The 14,445-nt window shown below is 40.8% G+C and carries 23 protein-coding genes; 14 read left to right on the top strand and 9 right to left on the bottom strand.

Annotated elements, in window-relative coordinates; all coding sequences use genetic code 11:
- Positions 1-185 precede the first annotated feature (185 nt).
- Together ACWIUE_RS10500 and ACWIUE_RS10505 are read right to left on the bottom strand one after the other, a co-directional pair.
- A complete protein-coding gene (locus tag ACWIUE_RS10500; protein WP_454136764.1) occupies positions 186-1,208 on the bottom strand; it encodes a DUF6056 family protein in 1,023 nt (340 codons plus the stop codon).
- A gap of 1 nt (position 1,209) precedes the next feature.
- Positions 1,210-1,710 carry a DUF6056 family protein gene (locus tag ACWIUE_RS10505; protein ID WP_454136706.1) on the bottom strand — a complete coding sequence of 167 codons (501 nt, stop codon included), beginning with the start codon at positions 1,708-1,710 and terminating at the stop codon, positions 1,210-1,212.
- Between ACWIUE_RS10505 and ACWIUE_RS10510 the strand changes: the two genes are divergently transcribed.
- Complete coding sequence (locus ACWIUE_RS10510) at positions 1,697-1,936, top strand: hypothetical protein (protein WP_454136707.1); 240 nt, start codon at positions 1,697-1,699, stop codon at positions 1,934-1,936. The genes ACWIUE_RS10505 and ACWIUE_RS10510 overlap by 14 nt on opposite strands.
- A gap of 3 nt (positions 1,937-1,939) precedes the next feature.
- On the opposite strand, the gene ACWIUE_RS10515 is transcribed toward ACWIUE_RS10510, so the two are convergent.
- Both ACWIUE_RS10515 and aspA read right to left on the bottom strand, forming a co-directional pair.
- Positions 1,940-2,116 carry a hypothetical protein gene (locus ACWIUE_RS10515; RefSeq protein WP_454136708.1) on the bottom strand — a complete coding sequence of 59 codons (177 nt, stop codon included), beginning with the start codon at positions 2,114-2,116 and terminating at the stop codon, positions 1,940-1,942.
- 39 nt (positions 2,117-2,155) lie between these two features.
- Complete coding sequence (aspA, locus tag ACWIUE_RS10520; protein WP_454136709.1) at positions 2,156-3,562, bottom strand: aspartate ammonia-lyase; 1,407 nt, start codon at positions 3,560-3,562, stop codon at positions 2,156-2,158.
- Positions 3,563-3,680: 118 nt separating this feature from the next.
- Between aspA and ACWIUE_RS10525 the strand changes: the two genes are divergently transcribed.
- Positions 3,681-4,370, top strand: coding sequence for a hypothetical protein (locus tag ACWIUE_RS10525; RefSeq protein ID WP_454136710.1), 690 nt, complete (start codon positions 3,681-3,683; stop codon positions 4,368-4,370).
- Positions 4,371-4,476: 106 nt separating this feature from the next.
- On the opposite strand, the gene ACWIUE_RS10530 is transcribed toward ACWIUE_RS10525, so the two are convergent.
- A complete protein-coding gene (locus ACWIUE_RS10530; RefSeq protein ID WP_454136711.1) occupies positions 4,477-4,608 on the bottom strand; it encodes a hypothetical protein in 132 nt (43 codons plus the stop codon).
- A gap of 22 nt (positions 4,609-4,630) precedes the next feature.
- On the opposite strand from ACWIUE_RS10530, the gene ACWIUE_RS10535 reads away from it, so the two are divergent.
- Entirely contained in the window at positions 4,631-4,819 is a 189-nt protein-coding gene (locus ACWIUE_RS10535; RefSeq protein WP_454136712.1) for a hypothetical protein, read from the top strand.
- Here the strand turns inward: ACWIUE_RS10535 and ACWIUE_RS10540 are convergent.
- Positions 4,816-4,968: a hypothetical protein gene (locus ACWIUE_RS10540; protein ID WP_454136713.1), complete on the bottom strand. Its 153-nt coding sequence runs from the start codon at positions 4,966-4,968 to the stop codon at positions 4,816-4,818. The genes ACWIUE_RS10535 and ACWIUE_RS10540 overlap by 4 nt on opposite strands.
- Before the next feature lie 7 nt (positions 4,969-4,975).
- A complete protein-coding gene (gene ilvC, locus ACWIUE_RS10545) occupies positions 4,976-5,998 on the bottom strand; it encodes a ketol-acid reductoisomerase (RefSeq protein ID WP_454136714.1) in 1,023 nt (340 codons plus the stop codon).
- Positions 5,999-6,098: 100 nt separating this feature from the next.
- Between ilvC and ACWIUE_RS10550 the strand changes: the two genes are divergently transcribed.
- The 7 genes from ACWIUE_RS10550 to rpsR all read left to right on the top strand — a co-directional run bounded on the left by ACWIUE_RS10550 (position 6,099) and on the right by rpsR (position 9,665).
- Complete coding sequence (locus tag ACWIUE_RS10550) at positions 6,099-6,917, top strand: HDOD domain-containing protein (RefSeq protein ID WP_454136715.1); 819 nt, start codon at positions 6,099-6,101, stop codon at positions 6,915-6,917.
- Complete coding sequence (locus ACWIUE_RS10555) at positions 6,914-7,117, top strand: hypothetical protein (protein WP_454136717.1); 204 nt, start codon at positions 6,914-6,916, stop codon at positions 7,115-7,117. Before ACWIUE_RS10550 ends, ACWIUE_RS10555 begins: the two co-directional genes overlap by 4 nt.
- A 3-nt stretch (positions 7,118-7,120) precedes the next feature.
- Positions 7,121-7,396 (top strand): type II toxin-antitoxin system RelE/ParE family toxin, encoded by a 276-nt coding sequence (locus ACWIUE_RS10560; RefSeq protein ID WP_454136718.1) that lies wholly within the window; start codon positions 7,121-7,123, stop codon positions 7,394-7,396.
- Between the two features lies 1 nt (position 7,397).
- A complete protein-coding gene (gene holA, locus ACWIUE_RS10565) occupies positions 7,398-8,390 on the top strand; it encodes a DNA polymerase III subunit delta (RefSeq protein ID WP_454136719.1) in 993 nt (330 codons plus the stop codon).
- Between the two features lie 124 nt (positions 8,391-8,514).
- Complete coding sequence (rpsF, locus tag ACWIUE_RS10570) at positions 8,515-8,949, top strand: 30S ribosomal protein S6 (RefSeq protein ID WP_454136721.1); 435 nt, start codon at positions 8,515-8,517, stop codon at positions 8,947-8,949.
- Complete coding sequence (gene ssb / locus ACWIUE_RS10575) at positions 8,942-9,397, top strand: single-stranded DNA-binding protein (protein WP_454136722.1); 456 nt, start codon at positions 8,942-8,944, stop codon at positions 9,395-9,397. Before rpsF ends, ssb begins: the two co-directional genes overlap by 8 nt.
- 13 nt (positions 9,398-9,410) lie before the next feature.
- Positions 9,411-9,665 (top strand): 30S ribosomal protein S18, encoded by a 255-nt coding sequence (gene rpsR, locus ACWIUE_RS10580; RefSeq protein ID WP_454136723.1) that lies wholly within the window; start codon positions 9,411-9,413, stop codon positions 9,663-9,665.
- A 12-nt stretch (positions 9,666-9,677) separates the two neighbouring features.
- Here the strand turns inward: rpsR and ACWIUE_RS10585 are convergent, their stop codons facing one another.
- Positions 9,678-9,908: a hypothetical protein gene (locus ACWIUE_RS10585; RefSeq protein WP_454136724.1), complete on the bottom strand. Its 231-nt coding sequence runs from the start codon at positions 9,906-9,908 to the stop codon at positions 9,678-9,680.
- Between the two features lie 100 nt (positions 9,909-10,008).
- On the opposite strand from ACWIUE_RS10585, the gene ACWIUE_RS10590 reads away from it, so the two are divergent.
- From ACWIUE_RS10590 to ACWIUE_RS10605, 4 genes are all read left to right on the top strand, one after another.
- Entirely contained in the window at positions 10,009-10,833 is an 825-nt protein-coding gene (locus tag ACWIUE_RS10590; protein ID WP_454136726.1) for a radical SAM protein, read from the top strand.
- Positions 10,824-11,024, top strand: coding sequence for a hypothetical protein (locus ACWIUE_RS10595; protein WP_454136727.1), 201 nt, complete (start codon positions 10,824-10,826; stop codon positions 11,022-11,024). Before ACWIUE_RS10590 ends, ACWIUE_RS10595 begins: the two co-directional genes overlap by 10 nt.
- A 119-nt stretch (positions 11,025-11,143) precedes the next feature.
- Positions 11,144-12,433: an O-acetylhomoserine aminocarboxypropyltransferase/cysteine synthase family protein gene (locus ACWIUE_RS10600; protein WP_454136728.1), complete on the top strand. Its 1,290-nt coding sequence runs from the start codon at positions 11,144-11,146 to the stop codon at positions 12,431-12,433.
- A 92-nt stretch (positions 12,434-12,525) separates the two neighbouring features.
- Positions 12,526-12,762, top strand: coding sequence for a hypothetical protein (locus ACWIUE_RS10605; protein WP_454136729.1), 237 nt, complete (start codon positions 12,526-12,528; stop codon positions 12,760-12,762).
- An 18-nt stretch (positions 12,763-12,780) separates the two neighbouring features.
- On the opposite strand, the gene ACWIUE_RS10610 is transcribed toward ACWIUE_RS10605, so the two are convergent.
- Complete coding sequence (locus tag ACWIUE_RS10610) at positions 12,781-14,400, bottom strand: M48 family metalloprotease (protein WP_454136730.1); 1,620 nt, start codon at positions 14,398-14,400, stop codon at positions 12,781-12,783.
- Positions 14,401-14,445: the final 45 nt, after the last annotated feature.

The raw sequence follows: 14,445 nt of genomic DNA on the forward strand, positions 1-14,445 counted from the left end.
TTAAATTTTGATTTTTTAATCATCAAAAATAGCAAATTTTCGCAGAATCTAGCGCAAAAATCTTGCATTTTGGTAACATTTTGATGGATTCTGCGAATTTGTAGTGAAAATATTTTTTTAGATTCTGTGATTTTCGTGCGATTCGCAGAATCTAAACTCAAATTCCACAAATTCTCCCCACGATTTTATTCGCAATCCCCTTCTTTTGCCCTAACACACAAACTCTCCACGCCGAAATATTTCGCATAGCTTGGGTTTGGCCACGCACTTGGATTATTCCCCGCGTTGCCCCAATTCATAAAATTTTTGTAGCGGGAGTGGAAAATGTCATCGATGACTATTTGCATTTCCCCGCGCTGCTTACTTTGCGCGATGAAATCAAGCATATTATTCCACTTTATGCGATATTCGATAAACGCAAAACCCACAAACACCGCATATCCAAAGCATAGCGCGATGATAATCTTTTGCAGATTCTGCCCCGCAAATCGCTCAAATAATATCGCAACCATCGCAATGGCAATCATACTATCGCCCAAACGAGCGCGGGGCGGGAGTGCGGGGAATTGTATCGTGGAGAGCATACAAAGGCAAAACGCCACAAAAAGCACAAGTGGCGCGATAAAAAACCCATCCCTTTTGCAAAGCAAAATCAGCGCAACAAACAGCACACTTAAATGCGCGATAAATCCCACGCGCATTCCGCCAAATTTCAAATTATTATTCAAAACCACCAAAATCACCACGAGCAACGCAAATAGCGCGATATTTTTCACACTCGCCTTTTTGAAGCACAAAAACCACAAAAGCGGAATGCTAAACAAAAGCAAAATATCATTTCTAAACGCACCCGCCGTTTGCGCCACACGCTTAATTAGCGCAAAAAAATCTAGCGACAAAATCTGCCCCAAACTCATATAAACTCCATCAAAAACATCTAGCGACGCCCTTTTTGCGTGTCCGGGCGAGAAATAAAGTGCTAACCACCCAAGCACAAAAAATAGCAATGCAATATTTAAAAACACAAGCGATTTCGCAGAATCGCGCAAGATTCTGCGTCCATAAAGTGCGTTTAGGCAAATAGTGGCGATGATTACCAAAATGCCGATTTGCTCGCTTGCCATCCCGGCGAAAAAACTAAATATGAAAAATGCAAGATAAAAAATGACTTTTAAAAAACGCGGAATTTGTGAGAAAAATCGCAGAATCTTATCGCAAAACTCTTTCTGCCCCCCCCCTAATTGCGATTTTACTTGTTACAATAAATCGATATGGAAGCAAAAATAGCATTATAAAGCAAAGTCCCCAAAGGTAGTTCAGCGCGCCACTCCCCCACGCAAAGTTTGACCCAAAGGCGGAAAAATGCAGTAAAATTAGCATAGTTAGGCAGATGAGCGAAATATCTCTAAAATCGCGTGGCGCACGGCAAAATAGCAAAATAAAAAACGCGCCAATAAAAATCATCCCGACAAGCGCATTTAAAAAATCAAAAAGATATGGATTTATCCGCGCAATAAAGGCGGTGAAAAGCAGCTCGCCAATGCGTCCATTCCAATGCAGATACGAACTTTTCGCGCTTGCAAATCCATTTAGCGCGCTGAAATAGTGATTAAAATCATCGCTTTGCAGTGGCAAAAGAGCGTTTATAAAGAGCAAAAACGCAAATAATGCGAGGAAAATCGCAAGGGTAGGGTGGATGAAGTGTCGCATAAGTGTCCTTTTTTGTGAAATAAAAGCGGAAATTGTAGCAGATTCTGCGAATGAAATCAAAAGTGCAGAATCTGGTGCGAAAAAAATCGTCATTGCGAGGCAGTTTGAGCGAAGCGAAAACAACGAAGCGTCTGTGCGAAGCACCGACCCACACTTGCAAATCTATAAATTAAATTTTGGATTGCCACGACTTGCTTTCGCAAGTCTCGCAATGACGAAGTTTTAATTTTTAGATTCTGCGGATTTTGTGTTGTTTGATTAGATTCTGCGCTTTGCGCAGAATCTCAATCGAAGTAATGGCGGTAGTGCTTTGGATTATTTTTGCGTGAAACAAGCGAGATAGGACTTGGGCGTCCATCGAGCGAAGTTTTACGCAAAAATAATTCAAATGACTACCCCAGAACAAATTGCGCCCCTAGATTCAGCGAATCGCAGAATCTACGCCTTATTTTTTGCTTACCATCTTTGGATTTAGCATATTTTGTGGCGTTAAAATATTATCCAACTCTTCTTTGCTTAAAAGTCCCTTTTCTAACGCCAAATCATACACGCGTTTGCCTGTGTTTAGTGCTTCTTTGGCGATGCTAGCGGAGTTTTCATAGCCGATGTAGGGATTTAGCGCGGTAACGATACCGATAGAATTATACACAAAATCACTGCAAATCGCCTCATTTGCGGTGATTCCGTCAATGCACTTATCCGCGAGCGTTTTCATCGCTTTTTCAAGCATTACGATACTATTAAAAAGACTATACGCAATCACAGGCTCAAAGACATTGAGTTGAAGCTGTCCGCCCTCACTTGCGAAAGTCACCGTAACATCAGAGCCGATGACAAAAAAGCATACTTGATTTACCACTTCGGGGATTACGGGATTGACTTTGCCCGGCATTATCGAGCTTCCGGGCTGCATTTTTGGGAGGTTGATTTCATTTAGCCCGCATTTTGGACCGCTACTTAAAAGGCGCAAGTCATTGCAAACTTTGGAGAGCTTCGCGCTCACGCGTTTTAGCACGCCACTTATTTGGACATACGCGCCTGTGTCTTGCGTGGCTTCGATTAAGTCACTTGCTACGATGTAGTCTTTGCCACTTACCTCGCGGATTTTTCGCTCGATAACTTTTGGATAATCGGGGTGCGAATTTATCCCTGTGCCGATTGCCGTGCCTCCCATATTGATTTCAAGGACTAGCTTTCGTGCCTCCAAAACGCGCTCGATATCCTCGCCCATCATCACCGCAAAGGTTTGAAATTCTCTCCCCAAAGTCATAGGCACGGCGTCTTGGAGCTGTGTGCGCCCCATTTTTAGGACGCTTGCAAACTCTTTTGCCTTTTTTTCGTAGGCAGATTTTAAATGCTCCATAGCCTTTGCCAAATCGCTCAAATAATCGTGCAATGCCATACGCAACGCCGTAGGATAGGCGTCATTGGTGCTTTGGCTTAGATTGACATGGTCATTTGGGTGGAGATATTGATACTCGCCCTTTTTATGCCCCAAAATCTCTAAGCCGATATTAGCGATGACTTCATTTGCGTTCATATTGGTGCTTGTGCCTGCCCCGCCTTGAAACATATCCACGACAAATTGGTCGTAATATCCGCCTTCGATAATCTTATCACACGCACTCACAATGGCATTTTTGATTTTCTCATCTAGCAAGCCTAGCTCAAAATTCGCTAACGCCGCCGCTTTTTTCACCCGCGCGAGATTGCGCACGAAGCGGGGGAAATTCCCCAACTTATCGTGCGAAATGTTAAAATTCTCAACCGCCCTAAAAGTCTGCACACCATAATATACGCTATTATCAATCTCTAACTCTCCGATAAAATCGTGCTCTTTTCGTGTCGCCATCATTCAATCCTTTTTGTTAAAATTTGAAATGGCAATCATATCACAAAATGCGCTATATTTTGCTTGATTCAAATCCAAAATGCGCCGATTTGCAAAAAATATCACATTTGGAAGCACAATGGAAAACTACATAAATGACTTAACGCAGAATCTTAAATCCACAAACAAAAAATTATCCGCCGAAAATGACGCACTGCGCGAAGAAAATATCAAATTAAAAGAGCATATCAAAGTTTTAGAGAAAAATGAATACATCGATGAGCTTGAATCAAACCTAAAAACCTTGCAAAACGCCCTGCAAGATGAGCGCGAAACGCAACAGAGTTTGAAAGAAAATGTCGAAAATCTCTCGCATCGATTAGATGAATTTCTCGCGCTGTTTGCGACTTATATCGATGATGGGGCGCAGGATATTTACAAGCTAAATGGCGATAAATCCCTTATGTTTGGGGTGAATATCGATTCTGCGTTTTTGCAAAGTTCGCCACTAAAAACGATTTGCAACTACCTAAATATCCTAAAATGCACGCAGATTCAGCACTTTGCAATCGATGATTTTCACACGCAAAAAAAGAGCGATATTGCGCTGATTGGGGAAGTTTTCGCGGATTTTGTGCGACTTGCAAATATCACAAAAGAAGCGCATATTTACGGACTTGTGGAGATTGCGATGCCAGATATTATCAATCAAAATACCATCACAATTAGCTTTTATGGTAATAAAGATGTAAGCGGTGAATTCGCGCAATTTAGGGAGATTTACTCAAAGCAGTTAAATGTAAAAGAGAGTTTGAGGGTGGAGGCGTAGATTCTGCGATTTTTATGCGAAATGCAGAATCTTGCACGAAAATCGCAGAATCTTGTAATGAAACGCAGAATCTCGCACGCAAAACGCAGAATCTGCGCTAAATTCGTCATTGCGAGCGAGCAAAGCGAGCGTGGCAATCCATACTAGATTCTGCGAAAATATTTAGATTCTGCGATTTTTCGCTAGATTCTGCGACTATTTTGTCATTGCGAGTCCTTGCGATAGCAAGGCGAAGCAATCTATTTAAGGCGACTTTTGGATTGGGGCAAATGGTGGGTTTTATGGCGAATCTAAATGCAAATTATTTATTGATTTTCTTTTGGGATATTGATTTGTTTTGTGATTTGAATTTGCTTGATTTGGATGATTGCTTCACTGCGTTCGCAAATTCTGTGGATTGCTTCGTTGTTTTCGCTTCGCTCAAACTGCCTCGCAATGACAGATTTTAAATTTTAGATTCGTGCAAAGCACGAATCGCAATCGAAGTAATGGCGGTAGTGCTTTGCGTTGTTTTTATGCGAAACAAGCGAAATAGAACTTTGGGGTTCATTGAGCGTAGTTTTGTATAAAAACAACGCAAATGATTACCCCAGAACAAATTGCCCCTAATTTTTGTCTTTATTGATTAGCTTCCCTTTCCCTATCCACGGCATCATTCCGCGCAATTTCGCGCCCACTTGTTCAATTCTATGATTTGCCAAATTTTTGCGCTCTGCGTTCATTCTAGCATACCCTGCCTTGCGCTCCAAAATGAAGTCTTTTGCAAAGCGTCCCTCTTGAATATCGCGCAGAATCTCTTTCATCGCCTTTTTAGATTCTGCGTTTATTACGCGCGGTCCGCTTACCATATCGCCGTATTCTGCGGTGTTTGAGATAGAGTAGCGCATATCAGCCAATCCGCCTTGATAAATCAAATCAACGATTAGTTTTAGCTCGTGTAGGCACTCAAAATACGCCATTTCTTCGGGGTATCCCGCCTCCACTAGCGTCTCAAATCCCGCTTTGACTAGGCTTGTAACGCCACCGCATAGCACGGCTTGTTCGCCAAATAAATCCGTTTCGGTTTCATCTTTGAATGTGGTTTCGATAATTCCACTTCTACCCCCGCCAATCGCACACGCATAGCTTAATGCAAGCTGTTTTGAGTTGCCATCAAAGTCATTTGCCACTGCGATTAAGTCTGGGATTCCCCCACCTGCGACAAATTCGCTTCGCACGGTGTGCCCGGGAGCTTTTGGAGCTACCATTATGACATTTACATCTTTTGGCGCATTTATTTGCCCAAAATGCACATTAAATCCGTGCCCAAAGGCAATCGTTTTGCTTGGCGCGAGATTTGGTAAAATCTCAGCCTCAAACACATCGCTTTGCAACTCATCAGGGATTAGAATCATAATCACATCGCTTTGCTTTGTCGCCTCACCCACGCTTAAAACCTTAAAATTTTTCGCCTCCGCTTTTGCCCTAGACTTTGAGCCTTCTTGCAAACCAATGACGACTTCTACACCCGAATCGCGCAAATTTTCCGCGTGTGCGTGTCCTTGTGAGCCAAATCCTATAATTGCGACTTTTTTCTTTTTTATCAACTCTAACTCGCAATCTTTGTCGTAATAAATGCTTAATGCCATTTTGCACCCCTTTTATTTGAAATTAAAAAGTGCCAATTATAATAGATTTTGTTTAAAAATATGCTAAAATTTCGCTTTATTTTTTAAAAAGGGGGCATTTATGCAAGATAAAGAAATTTATAACTCACTAATCAAAAACATATCATCATTTCCCGCCATTTCATCAATCGTAGGCGATGTTTGTAGCATCTGTCAAGACCCAAATTCAAGCATTGCGGATTTAGTCAAAGTCATCGAGCGCGACCCGGGCATAATCATCGATATTTTGCGGATTTCAAACTCGCCTATTTATGGATTCACACGCGAGATTTTAAACATAAATCAAGCCGTTTCGCTCTTTGGTATGGGGACGATTAAAGGCTTTGTGATAAGCTCTGTGGTGCGAAAAAATATGAAAATAGAGCTAGACGCCTACGCTACGAGCACCACAAGCTACCTTGATACCTGCCGTGAATATAATCGCTTGCTTATGGAGGCGTATAAAAAAGCGCCAAACACAATAAAAGAAGTGATTTTCCCGGCAAGCTTTTTGATGACATCAGGCGTAATGCTACTTGCAAATGAAGCCGCAAAGCTCGAAAATATCGATGATTTTAAGGCAAAAATCAAAGAAGCGGATTGCTTTTTAGATGTCGAAAATGAATTTTTTGGCGTGAATTGCATTGATGTAACGGCGTTGCTTTTTGAGCATTGGAACTTTGAATCTGCGCTAATTGAGGCGATTCGCGGGATAAATAGTAGCGATGGATTTAGCGAAACCTCAGCACCTTTGCGATTTGCGCTAAATTGCATTAGCTTGCATAAGCAATACGCGCCCACCCAGCTTGAATCTGCGCGAAAATTCATCGCAGATAATGCGCTAGATATCGATAACAAGGCATTTGAAGATTTTGTGAATGAGCATAAGGCAGAGCAATGACACTAATAATAGAAAATGTAAAAGAAGAGTATCTCCCCGCATTTAGGGAATTTACAGATAAAATGAATGTTAGTTTAAGAACCGAAGTTGAATCGATAGACTATCCTACGCAAGAGACCATCGATGCTTTGGAAAATTCTCACACGGTGCTTAAAACAAGCGATTACGCAGAGTTTGAAAAAATGATGGAAAATGAGTAATTTATGCGCGAAATTCATTTTCAAAATACTTATGAAAAGGATTTTAAGCTCGTTAAAAAGCAAGGTTGGAATTTAGAAAAAATCAAAAGCGTAGTTATTCAACTGCAAACTTGCGATATTTTAGAGCCACAGCTAAAAGACCACGCACTTTTAGGCACATATAGCGGTTATCGTGAATGCCACATTTATGGCGATTTGGTTATTGTTTATAAACGCGACAAAGAGACGCTTGCGCTTTATAGAATAGGCAGACACCAAGATTTATTTAAAAATTATTAAAATGTATAAAAAAGACTTTGATTCATTGTTAAAAAATGCCCTGCCAAAAGCAAGTTTGCTTTGGGGCGAGTGCGATTTTTTTATAAATTTTTATGCCACAAAAATCAAAAATCTTATAAAAAATAATGGCGCGGTGGATATTTTTCCGCTGTATTTTGAGGAATACAACGCAAATCAAATCATTGAGATTCTATCGCAACAATCGCTATTTTCAAACGCATCTTTGGTGGATTTGAAAATCAACAAGATTAAAGAATCCACCAAAAAAGACATTTCAAAATTCTTGCAAATTTTAAAGCGCAATCCAAATAATTATCTCATAATCGAATTTTACAGCGATGATTCGATGGATTATAGCAAAAACGCAAGGGCACTCTCCGCGCTTTTTAACTCAAATGAATTCGCAGCCGTGCGCTTTTTTAATCCATCGCAAAAAGAAGCAATAGAGATTCTGCGATATTTTAGCGCAGAATCTGCCCTAAAAATCAGCGATTTAACGCTAAATCATTTATATGAAATGCAAAATTATAATCTCCAAATTTGCGCCAATGAATTGCAAAAATTTTCCGTCTTTGAGGGCGAAATCACCAAAGAATTAGTCGATAAACTATCCTACGGACTTCACGCAAAGGGCGTAGATGAGCTATGTGAGGCACTTTTGAATAAAGATGATTATTTGGAGATTTTATCAAAAATGCAAGAGGAAGGATTGCAGGATATGGATTTGATTCGCGCATTGCAGGGATATTTTTATCGATTATTTCAATTTTTTGCCTATATCAAGGCAAATGGACGCGTGGATTGCGCCAAAATCTTAAAATACGCGTTGCCAAAACACATTGAGACAAAATACACAAATTTTGCTATGCGTTTGCGCGAACCGCAGTATTTGGGGATTTTCGCGCTTTTAAATGAATGGCGCGTGAATGCCATTAGTGGCAAAGATAAAAATTCTTTTGCAAATTTAATAAAACTTCAAGCAATTTTAAGATAGAATTTCGCTTTTTTAATTCAAAAATCCTTGCTTTAAATCATAAAAGTCCTGTTGAATCGAGTGAATCGCTTGATTTTCGGGGCTAAATCGCAAAGATTTAAGGCGGAATCTAAAAGGAGTAAAAATGCGATTTTATGAAACTATGTTTATTTTAAAGCCCACTCTCACGCAGGAAGAAACCACTGCCAAAATCGATTTTTTCAAAAGCGTTTTGACAAACAATGGCGCGAGTATCGAGGCTACAATCGATATGGGCATCCGCAATTTGGCGTATGAAATCAAAAAATGCAAACGCGGATATTATTTTGTGATTTATTTTAAGGCGAATCCTACGCTTGTCGCGGAGTTAGAGCGCAATTACCGCATAAATGAAGAGGTGATTCGCTTTATTGTGATAAATTACAAAAATAAAACCGAGCAGAAAAATTGGGGCATTTTGGTGGATAAGGCAAATGGCAAATATGTCGAACCAAAGCGCAAAAAGAAAGCAGATTTGGCTGAATCAAACGCAGATTCTGCGGTAGATTCTGCGAAGCAAAGCGAGGGTGATAATGTTTAATAAAATAATTATCGTAGGCAACCTAACGCGTGATGTCGAGCTAAAATATCTGCCAAGTGGCTCTGCGGTGGCAAAAATCGGACTTGCTAGCAGCCATAAATACAAAAAGCAAGATGGCGATTTGGTGGAGGAAACCTGCTTTGTGGATGTGAGCTTGTTTGGACGCACGGCAGAGGTGGCGAATCAATATTTGAAAAAAGGCTCACAGGTGCTAATTGAGGGGCGATTGAGGCTTGAATCTTGGAATGACGCAAACGGACAGAAGCGAAGCAAACACAGCGTTGTCGCAGAATCTATGCAAATGTTAGGTAAAAAAGATGGCGGAGATTCTGCGAATTACTCAGGGCAAAGTTACAGCACACCAAGTGCGTCAAGTGCGCCATCTAGCGCACCAAAGGCACAAGAGAAAGTGCCAGAGATTGACATTGATGATGAAATACCATTTTAGAAAGGATTAGATAATGGAACGCAAAAAATACTCAAAACGACACTGCAAATACACAGAGGCGAAAATCGAATTTATCGATTACAAGGACATTGATATGCTGAAATATTCTTTGAGTGAGCGATATAAGATTATGCCACGCCGTCTCACAGGCAATACCAAAAAGTGGCAAGAGCGCGTAGAGGTGGCAATCAAAAGGGCGCGTCAAATGGCGTTAATCCCATACATTGTCGATACGAAAAATGTGGTAGAAAATCCATTTAAGATTTAATTTTGGAGGCATTTATGAAATACAACGGGGGGGGGGAAAAACCTCTAAAAACACGCTAGATTCTGCGGATTCTGCGAGTTTTTCAAATTTAGATTCTGCGAAATATACGAAAATCGCAGAATCTACGCAAGATTCTGCGAATTTCGCAGAAACTTCGCCAAATCCATCGCATAAAAATTCGCAGAATCTAGATTCTGCGAAATCCACAAATTCTCCAAAACTTCGCACGCCAGATTCAAGCAAATTCGCATTTTTTATTCAAAGCATTAAAAATCAAATTAAGGCATTTTTAAGATTTGCGCTGAATTTCTCGCCCACAGGTTATAAATTAAAGCAAGTTGAGATGAAATTCAATCAAAAAATGGACGCACTTTTGAAGTTCAAACCGCAACCTTGCTTGCAGTATTTGGAGGTTTATATCACCGAGCATTGCAATCTAAACTGCAAGCATTGTGCGCCATTTTCGCCAATTGCGGTAAAATCATTTTATGATGTTGAAATCTTTCGGCGCGATATGGAGCGATTAAGCACTCTTAGCAATCAAACTCTTTGCAAACTCCGCATTCTTGGCGGAGAACCACTTTTGCACCCAAAATGCGAGGATTTCCTAAAAATCGCACGGCAGAATTTCCCGCACACAAGCATTCATTTGGTTACAAACGCAATAATTTTAGAGCGACAAAAGGATAGTTTTTTTGAGACTTGCAGGGATTATAAAATCGCCATTACGCCGACAAAATATCCTGTAAAAATTGACTTTGAGGCGATTGAGGCAAAGGTGGCGAAGTTTGGCATTGAGTATTTCTACAACAACGCAGGGCAGATTGAAAAGACGATGTTTCATCAACCGCTTGATTTAAAAGGCGAGCAAAATCCAAATCTTATGTTTGCCAAATGTGCGTGGGCAAATGGATGTATTGGATTAGATAACGGCAGACTTTATACCTGCCCATATCCGCGCAGTATTAAGAATTTTAATATGTATTTTAAGCAAAATCTGCTTGTCTCGCCAAAGGATTCCATTGATATTTACAAAGCAAAGTCGATGGATGAAATTTTAGAATTCCTCGCAAAACCCATTCCATTTTGTCGTTACTGCGATTTAAATCGCCTAAGCTGGGATAATAAATGGGAGAAAAGTAAAAAAGAAATTAGCGAGTGGATTTAGACACCGCCAAAATCTCACACGAAAAATCAAAATATTTTCGCAGAATCTATGGCAGATTCTGCGGTATATGTCAAATGATTCGCAGAATCTTTCGTGGATTCTGCGATTTTTGGGGTAGATTCTGCGTTTTTGCGTCAAATATTTTCGCAGAATCTATGCTTATTTTATCAAACACATATCGTATTTGTTAAAAAAATGTATAAAATCGTAACACGAAACATAAAATTTTTCATATTTTTTGCAAAATACAATACGAATTTGAAAATTTATGCTATATTTTCACTTCAAATTTCAATTTAAAGGACAAAAAATGGCAAATTTAGAAAGCAACAATTTCAGTAGCGAGACTCTCGCACTTCACGCGGCGTATAACTACGATTCACAGCGCACTTTGAGCGTGCCTATCTATCAAAGCACGGCATACAGCTTTGAATCTATCGGGCAAGCAGCGGCGCGATTTGGCTTACAAGAGCTAGGCAATATCTACTCACGGCTTACAAACCCAACGGTTGATGTCCTAGCACAGCGACTTGCAGCGGTTGAAGGCGGTGCGTTTGGCGTGGCGACTTCTAGCGGGAGCGCGGCTTTGTTTTATACATTTGTGAATCTCGCGCAAAATGGCGATAACATTTTGTATTCAAACAAAATTTATGGCGGGACACAAACGCTTTTGGTGCATACTTTGAAGCGATTTGGAATCGAGGTGCGATGCTTTGATGTCGATGATATTTCCACTATCGAGCCACTTATCGATGATAAAACAAAGGTGATTTTCTTTGAATCGCTCTCAAATCCGCAAATCGCAATCCCAGACATTGAAGCGATTACCGCGATTGCTAAAAAGCACAAAATCATCACCGTATGTGATAACACAGTGGCGACACCATTTTTGTTTCGCCCGTTTGAGCACGGAATCGATATTAGCGTTTCAAGTCTTACCAAATATGTCAATGGGCACGGCGCGGGGCTTGGTGGCGTAGCAGTGGAGCGAGATGGGCTAAATGCGCTTATCAAAGATAATCCACGCTATCCAGCGTTCAACACGCCTGATGAGAGCTATCACGGGCTTGTGTATAGCTCACTGCCACTGCCAAACTTTGGCATTCGCCTAATCACCGAGTGGCTACGCAATATCGGTGCGACACTTGCCCCGCAAGTTGCGTGGATTCATTTGCAAGGATTAGAGACGCTAGAGCTTCGTATCAAACGCCACAGCGATAGCGCACTCAAAGTTGCGGAGTTTTTAGAATCTCACCCAAAAGTTGGCAAAGTGGATTATCCCGGACTAAAATCAAACCCATACAACGCGAGATTGAAAAAATACTTTGTAGATTCACGCGCTAGCGGGCTTTTGAACTTTGAAGCGCAAAGCTATGATGCGGCGAAAAAAATCTGCGATACGCTTAAACTCTACTCCATTACAGCAAATATCGGGGATTCCAAATCGCTTGTCATTCACCCCGCTTCCACTACGCACTCACAACTTTCAGCCAAAGAGCTTGAATCTGCGGGGATTACGCCCACAGGTGTGCGCCTAAGCATAGGACTAGAAAATGTCGATGACTTAATCGCAGACTTAAAAAACGCGATAGAAGCGTAAAAATCGCGCTAGATTCTGCTAAATTGATTAGATTCTGCGATTTGTAAAAAAACGCAGAATCTAGTGCGAAAAAATGCGAAAAACGCAGAATCTTGGCACGAAAAACGCAGAATCTTGGCACGAAATTCGCAGAATCTGCGCTCAATCCGTCATTGCGAGGGCTTTTAAAAAAGCCCGAAGCAATCCAAATTAAATCGTCATTGCGAGAAGTCGCGCTTTGGGCGACTTCGTGGCAATCTATGGATTGCTTCGTTAGTCGCTTCGCACTTCCTCGCAATGACAAAAAATTTCACACCAAATCCACGATTTGCCTTTGCAAAATTTCGTAATGACAAATTTTTAAAATTCTATCCAATCTTATTCAACGCCCTTATTCGCGACTCTAAACTCGGATGCGTGGCAAAGATTTTGCTAAGAAATCCGCCCACATTTAGAAAAAACATATGCGCACAAGGCTCTGCATTGACATTTTCCATAAATCCCGCGTTACCCTTTTTTATGCCCAAATCTTGTGCGTTTTTCGCGCTATTTTGCAAATCCATTATGCGTTTTAACGCGGATTTGATTCCTGCGACATTGCGTGTGTATTGCACACTTGAAGCGTCTGCCAAAAATTCCTTTTGGCGCGAGATGGCGGATTGGATAATTTTGGCAAAAATCTGCCCCAAAAATCCTAGCACAAAAAACACTAGCGCAATTAGCACAAGGGCGATAGCCCCGCTGCCGTTGTTTTTGCTACTATGAGAGCGATTTGACTTTGATGCGGAGCGCAAGAGAAATTCGCCTATCATCATAATAAAAGTTAGCCCAAAAATCAGCGAAAAAATCTTTAAATTCAACGCCACATCGCCGTGAAATGCGTGTGAAAATTCGTGTGCGATGACGCCTTGCAATTCATCGCGAGTAAAATTTTCTATTGCGCCTTGCGTTACAAAAATCGCCACGCATTCATCGGCACTGCCAAATCGCTCTCCGCTACACATCGCATTTACGCCCGATTCGCCACTCATCACAAAAACGCGTGGCATAGGCATATTTGAGGCAATCGCCATTTCTTCTACCACACTAAAAAGCATTTTGTATTTTTTGGATTCGCCACTATTTGCGCCTTTTAGATAGCCGTGTGCGAAAATTTCATCGGCTTTTAGGGCTTTTGCTAGTTTGTCAATGCCATCGCTTCGCATTTGAAAATTTTTGAAAAGATAGGCAAACCACAATGACAGCGCAAAAAACGCACTTAACCCAAAGGATGCTTTAAGCGTATCAATGCGATTTGCGATAAAGGCTTGATTGTTAAAATCCTCGATAAATCTGTCATAATCAAAATTTTCTCTCATCGTTATTATTGCATTTGTCATCGCAATGCGCTTGTCTATCTCGATTTCGCTATTAAACTTCGCATCAAAGCCCAAAAAAATCATTTGAAATAGGCTAAACGCGCACACGCAAATTAGCACAAGCATTATAAAAAACAGCACATTTAGCCACCATACTTTGCGTTTTGCCAAATTTTGGTGCTCCCAAAAATCCCCGTGAATCTCCACTTGTCGCCCCAAAATAATGCGCGTGGCGAAAAATAGCGCAATGCTTACATAAATCACAATCCCTAGCGTTCGCGCGTGAAATGAGACATTTTGCATTGCCAAATATAGCACGATTCGCGAGAGTGTCGAATCTTTCTCATAGATTCGTGCTTCAAAATTGCCAAATGCCCCAATTAGCGCAAATATTGCAAGTGCAGTTAGCATTAGCGCGATAAAAAGTTTGATGATTGTGAAAAAAATATTGCGCGATTTTAGATTCGCAAGTATGAAAAATACGCCCACCGCGCAAATAATACCAAAAATCACAAACACGATGGGCGAAAAACTGCATTTAATCGTGTAAAATATAGTAAAAAGCAAATCCACAAACCCGCGCACTTCGCCACTACGCGCTAAAAATGTGGTGCAAAAATCATCACTCAAAATTCGCCCTTTGATTTTGATAGTAGATTCGTTTTTATGTTAGAT

It is taken from the genome of Helicobacter sp. 23-1045, from assembly GCF_053654655.1.

What these genes read in the sequence shown, in the direction of transcription:
- ACWIUE_RS10510 (WP_454136707.1), top strand. Translation starts at nt 1,697, where the DNA reads ATGAAGTGTCGCATAAGTGTCCTTTTTTGTGAAATAAAAGCGGAAATT.
- ACWIUE_RS10505 (WP_454136706.1), bottom strand. Translation starts at nt 1,710, where the DNA reads ATGCGACACTTCATCCACCCTACCCTTGCGATTTTCCTCGCATTATTT.
- aspA (WP_454136709.1), bottom strand. Translation starts at nt 3,562, where the DNA reads ATGGCGACACGAAAAGAGCACGATTTTATCGGAGAGTTAGAGATTGAT.
- ACWIUE_RS10525 (WP_454136710.1), top strand. Translation starts at nt 3,681, where the DNA reads ATGGAAAACTACATAAATGACTTAACGCAGAATCTTAAATCCACAAAC.
- ilvC (WP_454136714.1), bottom strand. Translation starts at nt 5,998, where the DNA reads ATGGCATTAAGCATTTATTACGACAAAGATTGCGAGTTAGAGTTGATA.
- ACWIUE_RS10550 (WP_454136715.1), top strand. Translation starts at nt 6,099, where the DNA reads ATGCAAGATAAAGAAATTTATAACTCACTAATCAAAAACATATCATCA.
- ACWIUE_RS10555 (WP_454136717.1), top strand. Translation starts at nt 6,914, where the DNA reads ATGACACTAATAATAGAAAATGTAAAAGAAGAGTATCTCCCCGCATTT.
- ACWIUE_RS10560 (WP_454136718.1), top strand. Translation starts at nt 7,121, where the DNA reads ATGCGCGAAATTCATTTTCAAAATACTTATGAAAAGGATTTTAAGCTC.
- holA (WP_454136719.1), top strand. Translation starts at nt 7,398, where the DNA reads ATGTATAAAAAAGACTTTGATTCATTGTTAAAAAATGCCCTGCCAAAA.
- rpsF (WP_454136721.1), top strand. Translation starts at nt 8,515, where the DNA reads ATGCGATTTTATGAAACTATGTTTATTTTAAAGCCCACTCTCACGCAG.
- ssb (WP_454136722.1), top strand. Translation starts at nt 8,942, where the DNA reads ATGTTTAATAAAATAATTATCGTAGGCAACCTAACGCGTGATGTCGAG.
- rpsR (WP_454136723.1), top strand. Translation starts at nt 9,411, where the DNA reads ATGGAACGCAAAAAATACTCAAAACGACACTGCAAATACACAGAGGCG.
- ACWIUE_RS10590 (WP_454136726.1), top strand. Translation starts at nt 10,009, where the DNA reads ATGAAATTCAATCAAAAAATGGACGCACTTTTGAAGTTCAAACCGCAA.
- ACWIUE_RS10600 (WP_454136728.1), top strand. Translation starts at nt 11,144, where the DNA reads ATGGCAAATTTAGAAAGCAACAATTTCAGTAGCGAGACTCTCGCACTT.